The sequence below is a fragment of the Micromonospora sp. LOL_014 genome (assembly GCF_048060245.1).
Classification (GTDB): Bacteria; Actinomycetota; Actinomycetes; order Mycobacteriales; family Micromonosporaceae; genus Micromonospora_E.
In genome coordinates this window covers 23,878-37,534 of sequence record NZ_JBHMIP010000029.1, presented here as the reverse complement: position 1 = coordinate 37,534, position 13,657 = coordinate 23,878, and the positions used below count along the sequence as shown (strand labels likewise).

Here is a 13,657-nt window from a genome sequence, read left to right as displayed (position 1 = left end):
CACCGGACCGGAATCGAGCGGCGGCGAACGAGCCCGACGGTCCCCCAAGGGGCACTGTCACCTGGCGAGCGCCACTATAACGCGCCCCTCACCCATCACCTGCCGACTCACCGTGGCCGCCCCCGCCGACGGCCACCCGGCGACGCATGAACGACTGCCAGTAACCGATCATCCGCTCCACCCCGTCCACCCCGTCCACCAGTTCAGCCAGCCACCGGGCCCGCTCCGGGCTCCACAAGCCGTCGCTGACGATCCAGCCCTGGCCACCCAGTTCGTTGAGCACCTCCAGCCGTCGGCCGGTCAACACCTGGCACCGGTGCCCTGCGCCGTCAGCGACCACGGTGACCGTCGGCCCGGCGGCCGGCTGCCTACCCCCTTCGGCAGGTGCCACCGTCTGCACGAAGTACAGGTACCCGTACTCCCAACGATCGTCGAGCGGTGACCCGACGCCCACCGTCGGTGCCACCGCCTGCCGCTGCTCGGCCACCCGGCCCGGCTACCCGCGCGTACCGGGTGGCAAACCCCTGCCCACCCGGTACGACATCCCCGCTACCTGCGACCCCTTGCCATGGGACGGCAGTCGATCATGCTTGGATGATGGGCATGCCGGCCCACCACGAACCAGACGCCCGGCGTGACCGGTCCACGGCCGACGCCTCGCCCGGCGAAATCTCCCGCCGTCGTACGCAGCGGACCCGGTGGTACCCGGTCGACCAGCTCAGCCCGCTCGCCCGAGCGCTGCTCAGCGACGACCTCGGCGGTCGCGACGTGGTGCCGCAGCACGTCGCCGACCGGGTCAACGCGGAGGCTGACCAGTGGGCCAGCCATGGATTCACCGAGCAGACCGTCCGTCCCTGGCGGGACCTGCCCCCGGCCGCCGCCGGGCACCTCGCCGGCCGGCAGGTCGACCCGAGGGTGCTCGATCTGCCCGTCGCCGTCGTCGCCGGAACCCCGCCGGTGCCGTTGCGGATCGCGATCGTCACCGGCCGGCTGCCTGCTGAACGGGCCTACGAGCTGTTGGTGCTCACCGGCGAACACCAGCCGGCAGAGTCCCCGGTGAGCAATCCCCCGCCGACGACCCCCGAGCCTCCCCGGGCCCGACCGGTGACCCCGGTGCTGTTCTCCCATGCCCAGCCTGACGATGCCGCCGGGCGGAGCTGACCAGGTACTGCTGCGGTGTTGGTGACTTCGTTGGTGCTGTCTCATGTGTGCGGGGTCGGCATATTTCCTTGAGGAGGCTAGGACGCTAGGTTGAGTCATGCGACAACATCGCCGCCGGGCTGCGATCAATCGAGAGACTTCTCTAGTATCGGAATGTCCCGTGCCGGTCGTCGTCTTCGGTGGGCGCCCGGCTGCCAGGAGGTGAAACCATGTCCGAGCTCCGGGCCGCCGAACCCCGCAGCTACCCCTTCTCCGCGCCCGACCGTCTCCACCTCGACGACACCTACCGGCAGCTACAGCAGGACCGGACGCTGGTCCGGGTCCAGCTGCCGTTCGGGGAACCGGCCTGGCTGGCCACCCGGCACGCCGACGTCCGGTTCGTCCTCGGCGACGCCCGGTTCTCCCGCGCCGCCAGCGTCGGCCGCGACGAACCACGGATCACCCCCCGACAGATCGAGGGCGGAATTCTGTCGATGGACCCGCCGGAACACACTCGGTTACGGCGCCTGGTCGCCAAGGCGTTCACCGCCCGGCGGGTCGAACAGCTCCGACCGCAAACCCGGCAATTCGCCGACGAACTGCTGACCGACATGATCGCCGACGGGCCGCCAGCGGACCTCGTCGAACACTTCGCCACCCCGCTGCCGGTCCGGGTCATCTGCGAGCTCCTCGGTGTGCCCTACGCCGACCGGGAACACTTCCATACCTGGAGCGAAGCCGTCGTCTCCACCACGTCGCTCTCCCCCGACCAGGTACGGGGGTATCTCGAGAACCTGCACGGCTACATCGCCGGACTGGTCGAACAGCGCCGCCGGCACCCGACCGACGACCTACTCGGCGCCATGGTCCAGGCCCGGGACACCGACGCAAGCCGGCTCACCGAGGCCGAACTCGTGCAGCTCGCCGCCGGGCTGCTGGCCGCAGGCCATGAGACCACCGTGACCCAGATCCCCAACTTCGTCTACGTCCTGCTCACCCAGCCGGACCAGTTCGCCGCCCTGCGCGCCGACCCGGCCCTGGTACCGGGCGCCGTCGAGGAGCTGACCCGGTACGTCCCGCTCGGCGCCGCATCCTCATTCGCTCGGTATGCCGCCGTGGACGTCGAGGTCGGCGGAGTGCTCGTTCGGGCCGGTGAACCCGTCATCGGATCGTTGTCGGCGGCCAACCGCGACCCCGAGGTCTTCACCGACCCGGACCGGCTGGACCTGACCCGGACCAGCAACCCGCACGTCGGCTTCGGTCACGGCGTACACCACTGTCTCGGCGCCCAACTGGCCAGGATGGAGCTGCAGGTGGCAGTGGAGGCGGTGGTGCGGCGGCTGCCGCAGCTACGGCTGGCCGTACCCGAGGATCAGCTGGTGTGGAAGACCGGCCTGCTGGTGCGCGGGCTGAGCGCGATGCCGGTGACCTGGGGATGATCCTCCTTCCCGGGCCCGACGCGGGCCGTGCCGTCCATCGAAGATGAGTCGTCCCAGTCCCCTGCGGCCGATGCCATGGCTGTTCTCCGGAGGTGACGATGAACAAGCGGTCCTGGCAGGTCAGCGTCGACGGGCAACGGTGCGTCGGGACCGGCATCTGCGCCGGTACCGCCCCGGGACATTTCAGCCTGGTCGACGGGGTGTCCCGGCCGGCCGCGTCCGACATCGACCCGGCTGACACCGTCGTCGACGCTGCTGAGTCATGCCCGGTCGAGGCGATTCTGGTCCGCGACTTCGACGGCACCCCGCTGGCACCGCTGCCCTGACCCCGGCGGGTCGGGCCCGATCGACGGCCATCCGGATCTGACCGGAGGGCGGACCGGACGACCACCGGCGGTCGGCTTGCACACATCCGGCCCGGTCGACAACGATTCATCCCGGCACGCACGCGTCCGTTCCTGGCGCTCGGCCCACGAAACGACCGACGGCACCGGCGGTCGGTACGCCCACGACCCGCCCGGAGTCAATCGCGATGAACCGTTGCCCCGGTCGCACCGAACTACCAGGAGTGAGACAACGACGAGCCGCCCGGCGGGCCCGGCACGCCGCAGCCGGCGTCGCGGCACTGCTACTCGGCGGCATACTGGTGATGGTCGCCCCCGCCGGCCCGGCGGCCGCACACGCGGTGCTGGTCACGGCGGAGCCAGCCCCCGGATCGGTGCTGGGCAACTCGCCCCGGGAAGTGGTGCTGACGTTCAGCGAACCGGTCCGCCCGGTCACCGGGCGCCTGCAGGTGCTGGCGCCGGACGGTAAACGGATCGACGACGGAACGCCACAAACCAACGGGACCACCGTCACCGTCCCGGTCCGGGTCGCCGACCGCCCGCTCGGCACCTACCTGGTCAGCTACCGGGTGATCTCGGCGGACAGCCACCCGGTGGGCAGCGGTTACACGTACTCGGTGGGAGCGCCGTCCGCGACCGTGCCCGAGCCCCGCGACGGCGGACAGCGGCTGCCGGTCGCGATCGCCGTGACCACCGCGAAGTACGTCGGCTACGCCGGGGTGCTGCTCGCCGTCGGGCCCGCGCTGCTGCTGGCGCTGCTGTGGCCGCCCCGGCTGAGCCGCCGGCCCGGCAAGCTCATGGTCGGCACCGGGCTGGGGCTTGTCGGTCTGGCCACAGTGGCCGGACTGTACCTGCAGGCACCGTACTCGACCGGCAGTGGACTGCTGGAGGTCTCCGCCGGGGACCTGGCCGCCGTCGTGGACAGCGGGTACGGGCTGGCGCTGCTCGGCCGGCTGGTGGTCCTGGCCGCGGTGGCGGCACTGGTGTCACCGGCCCTCGCCGGGGTCGGTGGCACCCGTCGCGGGCTGGCCCTCGTCGGGCTGGGCGTGGCCGGCCTGGTCACCTGGCCGCTGACCGGTCACGCGGTGGCGGCGCCGCTACCGCCGGTCAGTATCGCCGCCGACACCGTGCACATCGCGGCGGTCGGGGTGTGGATCGGCGGGCTGGTGACCCTCGGCGCGGTCCTGCTGCGCCGCACCCACCCCCGTGTGCTGGGCCGGATCCTGCCGGTCTGGTCCCGGTGGGCGACGGTGGCGGTCAGCTGGCTGCTGCTGGCCGGTGCCGTCCAGGCGCTGATGGAGACCCGCGACCCGACCGCACTGGTCACCACCGCGTACGGACGGTTGGTACTGGTGAAGATCGCGCTGGTGGCGGTTCTGCTGCTGACCGCCGGGTACGCGCGACGGCTGGTCGGGCGTTGGCGGGCGTCGCAGGTGCGGCGACTCACCGGCCTGGTCGGTGTCGAGGTCGCGGTGGCCGTGGTGGCGCTCGGGGCCAGCGCGGTACTGGTGCAGACGACACCGGCCCGTACCGCCGTCGTCGAGGCCCAGGCCCTCGGGCAGGACACCTTCGCCCAGACGCTGACCAGCTCGCTGTACACCCTCCAGTTCGACATCTACCCGGTACAACTCGGCGAGCACAACACGGTGCACGCCTACGTGTACACGCCGGAGGGCGCGCCGGTACGGGTCGAGGAGTGGACGATGACCACCTCGCTGCCGGCACAGGACGTCGAACCGGTGACCACCCTGCTACTGGGGGTGGACGACAATCACGCGGTCGGCGCGGTCGCGTTCCCGGTGCCGGGCGAGTGGGAGCTGCGCTTCACCATCCGGCTGTCCGACATCGACCAGGCGACCGTGCGTACCACCGTGCCGGTGCGCTGAGCGGCGGCGGGCCGGCGTGCGGTAGGGAGACCGGGACGGCAGCGGTCACTGTTCGGTGAGCCGCCAGGGGGTCGTGCCGCCGGTGACGACCAGTTCGCCCTCGTCGTCGGCGGTGCCGGTCGGGTCCGCCGGGACGCTGCGGTGGTGGCGGCGGCTGCGCCACCAGACGACGGCCGCGCCGATCGCCGCTCCGCCGGCCAGGCCGGCCAGCAGCAGTCCCATCCCAGTGCCGGCGGCGGCGTCCGAGCCCCCGGCGGCGGCCGGTGCCGGGGGGTCCTGGGCGGCGGCCGGTGCCGGGCCGCCGTGCTGGGCTCCGTGACCGGCCGCCGCCGGGTCGGCCGGCCCGAGGGTCAGCACCGGGCCGGGCCGCTGCGCGGCCGGGCCGCCCCAGCGGACCGCGGTGCCGTCGGAGTAGGTCTGGGTCACCGCGAAGTCGATCCGGTCCGCGTCCGGCAGCGGGCCGACCGACACGGTCAGCAGCACCGGCGCCGGTTCGTCGGCGGGTGGGGCGACCAACTGCCAGATGATGCTCTCGGCGGCCTCGGTCATCAGGCCACCGTGCAGGCCGGGCAGCGGCTCCGGCAGGGTCCGGTTGATGATCCGGGGTGCCCAGTCGTCGACCGACATCGGGTAGACCTCGGCGATCGGCAGGTCCGCCGGCAGGTCGAGGCGCACCTCGGTGGTGTGTGTGTCCGGCCGTTCCTGCGGCAGTTCGAAGGTGAGTTGGATGCCGGCTCCACGAGGTGCCTGAGTCGGTTCCAGGCCGATGCCGGCCGCAGCCACTGCCGGACCGGACAGCGCGACCGCCAGCACCGGACCGGACAGCACCGCGCCAATCCGGACGGCGTTCGCGCGCAGACAGTTGACCATGAGCCTCGCCTCCCGTACGTCGGCGGCCGCTGCCGCCGGATCCTGATCCACCGGTAAGGGGTTCGGCGGACGAGGCCGAACGGTTCAATCCGACCACGGACCCTTTTCGCCGGACGGGGCGGGGGCGATCGGCGGCGGTACCGCCGGTGGGCACGGCCACACGTACGGTACGGGGGCGAGGTCGCCGAACCGGGGACGGTAGTGGTCGGGGTCCTTGTGTACCAGCGCGGCGCGGTGCGACAGGTGCAGGTCGGCTCGGCCGAGCCAGGCCGGCAGTGCGGTGGCGGCGCCGAGTTCGGCCTGGTCGCGGACCAGGGTGCGGCCGGTCGCGGCGGTGAATTCGCGGCGCAGGGTGTCGGCGACGGTGTCGGCCCGGCCAGCCCGGGTCCATTCGACGCAGACCGTCAGCCCGTACCGGACCAGTGCCTCCAGGTGGCCGTGCCACATCCGGACCGCCGGATGGTGACGCCAGCCGTACCCGGGCACGGTCAGGCCGCGCAGCACCTGCAACGCTTCGACGCGCTGTTTGCCTAGTCGTCGGGCGTCGAGCACGGCGGCGCTGGCCGCGAAGTCCGGGTACGGCAGGAACGTCTGCATGGTGCCGGGGTCGACCGGAGTGGTCAGTCCGGTTGGTCGTCGGATTCGCTGTCGTCGGCGGCGGCCGGCGGGTGAGGACCGTACGGCGAGACCTGACCGGCCGGGACGGGCCGGTTGCCGCCGCCACGGCGCCCGGGCCGGCGGTCGGCTCCGTCGGGACCCTTGCTCTCCTGGACCAGCGGGTTGTCCCCACTGCGACGCATCTCCGGTTGCTGGACGTTGGTCACGATGCCTCCCGGTGATCTGGTCGGTCATCGTCCGGTTACCCGGTACGGGCGGCGGTATTCCGTCGGCGGGTCGGGCTAGCCCGGCCGAGGGTGGTGGATCATCCGCCGTCGGCCGGCGGCGCTCATCCCGGCCGACGGGCATGGCGTCCGGGGTGCCGGGTATCTCGCTGCCCCGACGAGCGCTGAGCGAGGAGGTACCACGATGAGAAGGACCGTAGTGACCCGGCTGGGGCTGTTGGCGGGGCTGACCGCCGTCGCGTTGATCCCGGCGGCCGCGCACGCGACGGCACCGTCCGAGCAGGACAGCGAGTACCTGCGTACGATCCACCAGGTCAATCTGGCCGCTGTGCAGATCGGCCAGTTGGCGCAGGACAAGCAGGATGCCGACCAGGCGGTGAAGGACCTGGGCGGTGCCATGGTGGCCGACCACACCCGGCTGGATGAGGAGGTCACCCAGGTGGCCGGTGAGGTCGACGTCACCCTGCCCGACTCGCCCACCCGGGAGCAGCAGGACGTGGTCACCCGACTGGACGGGTTGTCCGGTGCCGAGTTCGACACGGCGTTCGTGGAGAGCCAGCTGACGGGATACGCCCAGGCGATCGAGGTGAACAACGCCGAGATCGCGCAGGGCTCCGACGAACGGGTGGTGAACCTGGCGCAGGAGGCCGGACCGGTGCTCGACGACCTGTACGCGGCGTTGCAGCGCCTCGCGGCGCAGCTCGGGCTGCCGACCTCGCCGAGTCCCGGGGTGAGCCCCACGGTTGACCCGACCGTGCCGGGCACCGCCACGCCCGAGCCGACGGTGAACCCGACCCTACCGTCGCCGACGGTCAGCCCGCAGACGCCCCTGCCGGCGCAGAGCTGACCCGGACCGTGGCCCTACGCCGGTGCGGTCGGACCGGGACGACCGCACCGGCGGGCACGGACGAGATGATCGCTCACAGTGGTCGACCGGGTTGGTGCACAGTCCGAAACGGGGCTGGCACATCAGCCGCACATACCGTAACGTGACGGCTCACACACCGCGCGCATCAGCGGATATCGGCAAATACCAATGCCTCAACACTCTCCCTCCCCGGCACCCGTCGCCACCCGACCGGAGGTACGACGTGGATTTCGTCATCACCAGGAGCTACCAGGGCACCACGGTACGACTCGCCTTGCACGGTGAACTCGACCTCGCCACAGCCGGCGAGGTCCGCGACGCGGTCACCGCGCTGCTCGCCCGGTCCGCACCCGAGCGGATCGTGCTGGACCTCACGTACGTCAGCTTCATCGACTCGACCGGGATCGGCAGCCTGGTCGCCTGCCACCAGGCTGCCGGGGTCAGCGGCAGCCGGCTCGAGCTGGAGAACATCAGCAGCTTCACCCGACGGCAGCTGTGGGCGACCGGGCTTCTCGGGCTGTTCGGCTTCCCCACCGACCACGCGACGCCGTCCGACCTGCCGGTGGGGCGCTGACCGTACGGTCACAGCACCCGGCCCAGTTGGGTGTGCCGGCTGCGTCGCGACTGCCGGCTGGCCCACCGGGCCTCCACGACTCGCAGGTAGCAGGCGGTCAACGGACCTGGGTGGTACATGGTGGCGGCGAACCCCCACTGGGCGGCCAGGCTCTCCCCTCGACGGAGGAGGTTGTCAACGTCATGCAGGGTGAGCCGCAGCCGCCAGACCGCCGTACCGATCACCGCCCGCCGTACCGCAATGGAACGACGGGATTCGATGTCAGCGATTTCGACGTGCTCCCCGAACTGGTAGCCGACGATGCGGATCACCTCGTCGGCGGAGACCGGTTCCCGGCCGGCGGCGGTCAGCCGTACCGCGGTGTCGGCGAAGCAGCGCAGCTCGGTCAGTGGGAACCCACTACGACCCAACTGGTCGACGACCGTCACGAAGGCCCCCTCGGCCACCCCGAACAGGGCGATCGGATCCAGGCCAGCGCCCCGGCGCTCCAACTGACGGATGAGCCAGGACTGGCCGAGGACGCAGGCCCGCAGGTGGTGTCCCTCAAGCGTGGTCAGCAACTAGCCCTCCCCGGTCGGCATCCGTCCCGAACCGGGACGGATGCACCCACGCCAGCCGGAAGATGGAGCTATCCAGCGTCCAGCCATCAAACCCGACCAAACGTTACCGCGAACCGTACGTCGGGACGAATCCTGGGGCCACGGCGGCACCCACCAACCATTTGATTGATTAGTCACGCAACTGCCCTGCTGCCGGGTCAGCGTAGCGAGACCCGGCACAGGGCACCGAACGGGATCGTCCGCGCTCCGGGGCACTGGTCGGGACACCGGATCCGGCCGTCAACTGGGCGATGCCGCAACGGTCTGGCAGGATGGGTACGCATGTGCGGACTTGCGGGTGAGCTGCGCCGCGACGGTTCCCGCGCCGACATTGGCGCGGTGGAGCGGATGGCGGCGACAATGAGTGACCGGGGCCCCGACGACGGGGGTTCCTGGTCACACGGAAGTGTGGCCTTCGGACACCGGCGCCTGAAGATCATCGACCTGTCTGCGGCCAGCAACCAACCGATCGTCGACTCCGCCGCCGGCCTGACCGGCGTCTTCAACGGCTGCATCTACAACTACCGCCAGCTGCGCGAACAGCTGCAGACACGGGGGCACACGTTCTTCTCCTCGGGCGACAGCGAGGTCGTCGTCAAGGCGTACGCCGAGTGGGGTGTCGACTTCGTCGACCATCTGATCGGCATGTTCGCCATCGCGATCACCGAGCGCGACAGTGGCCGGCTGGTCCTGGCCCGCGACCGGCTGGGCATCAAGCCGCTGTACGTCGACGAGCGCCCCGGCGTGGTCCGGTTCGCCAGCACCCTGCCGGCGCTACTGGCCGGCGGCGGGGTGGACACCGGCATCGATCCGGTGTCACTCGCCCACTACCTCAGCTTCCACAGTGTGGTCCCCGCGCCGCGGACGATCCTCAACGGCATCCGTAAGCTGCCCCCGGCCACCGTACGGGTCTACCAGCCCGACGGCCGGGTGGACGAGCGCTGCTACTGGGATCCGCCGTTCGGCCGGGACCCGCGCCGCGCCGACTGGTCGGAGCAGGACTGGCAGGACGCTCTGCTCGAATCGTTGACCACCGCGGTGCAGCGCCGGATGGTCGCCGACGTGCCGGTCGGCGTCCTGCTCTCCGGTGGGCTCGACTCCTCGCTGGTCGTGGCGCTGCTGGCCGAGCAGGGCCAACGTGGTCTGGCCACCTTCTCGATCGGCTTCGACGCGGTCGGTGGACGGGAGGGCGACGAGTTCGTCTACTCCGACCTGGTGGCGCAGCGGTTCGACACCGACCACCATCAGATCCGGGTGGCCGCCCGTGACCTGGTGCCGCCGCTGGAGGCCGCCGTCGCGACGATGAGCGAACCTATGGTCAGTCACGACTGCGTCGCGTTCTACCTGCTCAGTCAGGAAGTCGCCAAGCACCTCAAGGTGGTGCAGTCCGGCCAGGGCGCCGACGAGATCCTCGGCGGGTACCACTGGTACCCGCCGCTCGCCCGGGTCGGCCGTGACCAGGCACTGGACACCTACGCCACGGCCTTTTTCGACCGCGACGCCGCCGGTCTCACCCAGGTACTCAACCCGGAGTACCTCGCCGCCGGTGATCCCGCCCGCGAGTTCGCCGCCGCCCACCTGGGCCGCGCCGGCGCGCAGGACGCGGTCGACGCGGGGCTGCGGATCGACACCACCGTGATGCTCGTGGACGACCCGGTGAAACGGGTCGACAACATGACGATGGCGCACGGGCTGGAGGCCCGCGTGCCCTTCCTCGACCACGAGTTCGTCGAGCTCGCCGCCACCTGCCCGCCCGAGCTCAAGTTGGCCCAGGGCGGCAAGGGGGTACTCAAGGAGATCGGCCGCCGGGTGCTGCCCTGGGAGGTGATCGACCGGCCGAAGGGGTACTTCCCCGTACCCGGGCTGACCCACCTGGAGGGCAAGCTGCTCGACCGGGTGCGCGACGCCCTGCACGCGCCGCCGGCCCGCCGGCGCGGGCTGTTCCGCGACGGGTACGTCGACGGGCTGCTGCGCGACCCGAACGCCGAACTCACCCCGCTGCGGGGTAACAAGTTGTGGCAACTCGGACTGCTGGAGATGTGGCTGCAGAACCATGGCATTGACTGACGACACGAGCGCCCCCCGCCCCGACTCCCCCGCCCTCCGGCGGGAACGGATCGGCCCTGGTGGCGACCCGGTCGTCCCGGGCGATCCGCCGGCCAAACCCACCGACAGCGCCGACGTCATCCTGGAGTGCGGCTGGGGCCGGCTGGTCTTCGGTCAGACGTTCGCCGACCCCTCCGACGTCGCCGACGTGCTGCGTTCGGAGGCCGCCGGCTCCCGCGACATCTGCATCTACCTGCCCGACCCGCACGTGCTGGTGTCGCGGCTGCCGGACGAGTTGTTCATCGACCCGTCGCTGACCTTCCGGCTGGATCTCACCCAGGTACGCGAGCCGCAGCCGCCGGAACCGGGGCTGCGGATCCGGCTGCTGCGCGACGATTCCGACGCCGACGCGGTCAACCGGATATACGCCCACAACGGGATGGTCACCGCCCCGGTCGACATCCTGGTCGACAACGCCGCGACCGAACGTTTCGTGCACCTGGTCGCCGAGTCGGTCACCGGGCAGGTCGTCGGTACCATCACCGGCATCGACCACGTGGCGGTCTTCGACGACCCGGAGAACGGCTCCAGCCTGTGGTGCCTGACCGTCGACCCGCTGCACGCACCGCCCGGCACCGGTCAGGCGCTGCTGCTGGAGCTCGCCGGCCGGCTCGCCGACCGCGGCCGGGTCTACGTCGACCTGTCCGTGCTGGCAGAGAACGACGGTGCGATCCGTCTCTACGAACGGCTCGGTTTCGAACGCACGCCGACGCTGTGCGTCAAACGCAAGAACCCGATCAACGAACGGCTCTTCCTGGCCAGCATGCCGGACGGCTACGACGAGCTGAACCCGTACGCCCGGATCGTCGCCGACGAGGCGATGCGCCGCGGCATCCGGGTCGAGGTGATCGACGCGTCCTGGGGCGAGCTGCGGCTGACCAACGGTGCCCGCAGCATCGTCACCCGCGAATCGCTGTCCGAGCTGACCTCGGCGGTGGCGATGAGCCGATGCGACGACAAGCGGGTGACCCGGCGGGTGCTGCTCGACGCCGGGCTGGCCGTGCCGCACGGCCGTACCGCCACCGGCGACGCCGACGACGAGGCGTTCCTCGCCAAGGTCGGTGAGGTGGTGGTCAAGCCGGCCCGCGGCGAACAGGGCACCGGGATCACCGTCGGTGTCACCGACGCGACCGCCCTAAAGGCCGCCGTCGACCTGGCCCGCAGGCACTGCCCGCAGGTGCTGATCGAACAGCGGCACCAAGGGGAGGACCTGCGGGTCCTGGTAATCGACCACGAGGTGGTGGCTGCGGCGGTCCGCCGCCCAGCGGCGGTCACCGGCGACGGCGTACACACGGTGGCCGAGCTGGTCCGGCGACACAGCCGGCGGCGGGCCGCCGCCACCGGGGGCGAGTCGAAGATCCCGATGGACGGCCTGACCCGGGAAGTGGTCACCGAGGCCGGGCACACGATGGACGACGTGCTGCCGGCCGGCGAGGTGCTGACCGTACGGCGGACCGCGAACCTGCACACCGGCGGGACGATCCACGACGTCACCGACCGGTTACACGCCGACCTGGCCGCGGCGTGCGTGGCCGCCACTCGGGCGCTGGCCATTCCGGTGGCCGGGATGGACCTGCTGGTGACCGCTCCTGATCAGCCCAACCACGTCTTCATCGAAGCCAACGAACGGCCCGGGCTGGCCAACCATGAGCCGCAGCCGACCGCGGAACGCTTCATCGACCTGCTGTTCCCGGGCACCAGCGCGCAGCAGCGGCGGTGGAGCCCGCCCGGCCCCGGCGGGGCGCCGGCAACGCCGTGATCGGCGACGGTACGGTCTTGGCATGCCGGCCGACCCGAACTTCCCCGCCCCCCTGAAACTGGACCTCGACTACCTTCAGCAGGTGGTGCTGGAGCTGCTGGACATCCCCAGCCCGTCCGGCCGCACCGACCACGTGCAGCAGTACGTCGGAGAACGGCTGTCCGCTCTCGGCATCCCGTTCACGGTCACCCGGCGGGGCGCGCTCAGCGCCTCGCTGTGCGGGCCACGGACCACCGGCGCGGATCGGGCGATCGTGGTGCACACCGACACGATCGGCGGGATGGTCAAACGGTTGAAGGAGAACGGCCGGCTGGAGCTCAAGCAGATCGGCACCCACAGCGCCCGGTTCGCCGAAGGTGCCCACGTGCGGGTCTACACCGACAGCCTGGACCGGGTGATCACCGGCCAGGTGCTGCCCTTGAAGGCCAGCGGCCACCGCTACAACGAGGATGTCGACCTGCAGGGTGTCGGCTGGGAGCAGGTTGAGGTGCGGGTCGACGAGCCGGTCACCGACATCGCCGGACTCCGCGCGCTCGGCATCGACGTCGGCGACTTCGTAGCGATGCTGCCGGCGCCGACGATCACGTCCAGCGGGTACGTCAAGTCCCGGCATCTGGACGACAAAGCAGGGGTGGCGGCGGTGCTGACCGCGGTGAAGGCCATGGTCGACGCCGGCCAGCAGCCGCCGGTCACCGCCCATCTGCTGATCACCTGCACCGAGGAGGTCGGGCACGGTGCCAGTCACGGCCTCGACCCGGACGTGGCCGAGATCGTCTCGGTCGACGCCGCGGTGGTGGCGCCCGGACAGCAGTCCCGGGAGAACGCCGCGACCCTGGCCATGGGTGACGGCGTCGGTCCGTTCGACTACCACCTGACCCGTAAGTTGGCCGGCCTGGCCGCCGATCACGGCGTCGATCTGGTCCGTGACGTGTTCGACTACTACCGGTCAGACGTGGCGGCGGCGGTCGAGGCCGGCGCGCACGCCCGGGTGGCGCTGCTCGGCTTCGGAGTGGACGCCACCCACGGTCACGAACGCACCCACCTGGACGGGCTGCGTCATCTCACCCAGTTGCTCTGCCTCTACCTGCAGAGCGAGCTGGTGTTCCCGGAGTGGGACGCCGAGCCGGACGGCGACCTGGCCGACTTCCCGTCGCTGGCGGTGCAGCCGGCGCAGGAAGCCGGGCCCCGGGAAGGGCCGATCGGCGTGGCCTGACGCCCGGTCGTCGGTCG

14 protein-coding genes are annotated in these 13,657 nt (G+C 71.3%); 9 read left to right on the top strand and 5 right to left on the bottom strand.

Features of this window, described 5'->3' with window-relative positions:
- Window positions 1-88 precede the first annotated feature (88 nt).
- On the bottom strand, window positions 89-487 hold the full coding sequence (locus ACFHW1_RS23220; protein WP_416555914.1) for a hypothetical protein: 399 nt from the start codon (window positions 485-487) through the stop codon (window positions 89-91).
- A gap of 107 nt (window positions 488-594) precedes the next feature.
- Here ACFHW1_RS23220 and ACFHW1_RS23215 point away from each other — a divergent pair, with 107 nt between their 5' ends.
- The 4 genes from ACFHW1_RS23215 (at window position 595) to ACFHW1_RS23200 (ending at window position 4,809) form a co-directional block, all read left to right on the top strand.
- Window positions 595-1,161, top strand: a complete 567-nt coding sequence (locus ACFHW1_RS23215; RefSeq protein ID WP_416555913.1) for a hypothetical protein — start codon at window positions 595-597, stop codon at window positions 1,159-1,161.
- A 209-nt stretch (window positions 1,162-1,370) separates the two neighbouring features.
- The gene (locus tag ACFHW1_RS23210; RefSeq protein ID WP_416568653.1) at window positions 1,371-2,579 is read left to right on the top strand and encodes a cytochrome P450; all 1,209 of its coding nucleotides are present in this window, start codon (window positions 1,371-1,373) and stop codon (window positions 2,577-2,579) included.
- A gap of 98 nt (window positions 2,580-2,677) precedes the next feature.
- On the top strand, window positions 2,678-2,905 hold the full coding sequence (locus ACFHW1_RS23205) for a ferredoxin (RefSeq protein ID WP_416555911.1): 228 nt from the start codon (window positions 2,678-2,680) through the stop codon (window positions 2,903-2,905).
- Between the two features lie 323 nt (window positions 2,906-3,228).
- Complete coding sequence (locus tag ACFHW1_RS23200; protein WP_416555987.1) at window positions 3,229-4,809, top strand: copper resistance CopC/CopD family protein; 1,581 nt, start codon at window positions 3,229-3,231, stop codon at window positions 4,807-4,809.
- Window positions 4,810-4,854: 45 nt separating this feature from the next.
- On the opposite strand, the gene ACFHW1_RS23195 is transcribed toward ACFHW1_RS23200, so the two are convergent.
- The 3 genes from ACFHW1_RS23195 to ACFHW1_RS23185 are packed head-to-tail and all read right to left on the bottom strand — an operon-like array spanning window position 4,855 to window position 6,503.
- Window positions 4,855-5,730 carry a DUF1775 domain-containing protein gene (locus tag ACFHW1_RS23195; RefSeq protein ID WP_416555910.1) on the bottom strand — a complete coding sequence of 292 codons (876 nt, stop codon included), beginning with the start codon at window positions 5,728-5,730 and terminating at the stop codon, window positions 4,855-4,857.
- Window positions 5,731-5,763: 33 nt separating this feature from the next.
- Window positions 5,764-6,276 carry an MSMEG_6728 family protein gene (locus ACFHW1_RS23190; protein WP_416555909.1) on the bottom strand — a complete coding sequence of 171 codons (513 nt, stop codon included), beginning with the start codon at window positions 6,274-6,276 and terminating at the stop codon, window positions 5,764-5,766.
- Between the two features lie 23 nt (window positions 6,277-6,299).
- Window positions 6,300-6,503, bottom strand: a complete 204-nt coding sequence (locus ACFHW1_RS23185; RefSeq protein WP_416568651.1) for a hypothetical protein — start codon at window positions 6,501-6,503, stop codon at window positions 6,300-6,302.
- 202 nt (window positions 6,504-6,705) lie between these two features.
- Between ACFHW1_RS23185 and ACFHW1_RS23180 the strand changes: the two genes are divergently transcribed.
- Window positions 6,706-7,368, top strand: a complete 663-nt coding sequence (locus tag ACFHW1_RS23180) for a DUF4142 domain-containing protein (protein WP_416616060.1) — start codon at window positions 6,706-6,708, stop codon at window positions 7,366-7,368.
- 244 nt (window positions 7,369-7,612) lie between these two features.
- On the top strand, window positions 7,613-7,963 hold the full coding sequence (locus ACFHW1_RS23175; protein ID WP_416555906.1) for an STAS domain-containing protein: 351 nt from the start codon (window positions 7,613-7,615) through the stop codon (window positions 7,961-7,963).
- A gap of 8 nt (window positions 7,964-7,971) precedes the next feature.
- Here ACFHW1_RS23175 and ACFHW1_RS23170 read toward each other — a convergent pair whose 3' ends face one another.
- Window positions 7,972-8,523 carry a hypothetical protein gene (locus ACFHW1_RS23170; RefSeq protein ID WP_416555905.1) on the bottom strand — a complete coding sequence of 184 codons (552 nt, stop codon included), beginning with the start codon at window positions 8,521-8,523 and terminating at the stop codon, window positions 7,972-7,974.
- A gap of 321 nt (window positions 8,524-8,844) precedes the next feature.
- Here ACFHW1_RS23170 and ACFHW1_RS23165 point away from each other — a divergent pair, with 321 nt between their 5' ends.
- From ACFHW1_RS23165 to ACFHW1_RS23155, 3 genes are read left to right on the top strand one after another with little or no spacing between them, the layout of a single operon-like run.
- Window positions 8,845-10,629: an N-acetylglutaminylglutamine amidotransferase gene (locus ACFHW1_RS23165; RefSeq protein ID WP_416568649.1), complete on the top strand. Its 1,785-nt coding sequence runs from the start codon at window positions 8,845-8,847 to the stop codon at window positions 10,627-10,629.
- On the top strand, window positions 10,616-12,427 hold the full coding sequence (gene ngg, locus ACFHW1_RS23160) for an N-acetylglutaminylglutamine synthetase (protein WP_416555903.1): 1,812 nt from the start codon (window positions 10,616-10,618) through the stop codon (window positions 12,425-12,427). The genes ACFHW1_RS23165 and ngg overlap by 14 nt, the downstream gene beginning before the upstream one ends.
- Before the next feature lie 22 nt (window positions 12,428-12,449).
- Window positions 12,450-13,640, top strand: a complete 1,191-nt coding sequence (locus ACFHW1_RS23155) for an osmoprotectant NAGGN system M42 family peptidase (protein WP_416555902.1) — start codon at window positions 12,450-12,452, stop codon at window positions 13,638-13,640.
- Window positions 13,641-13,657 lie beyond the last annotated feature (17 nt).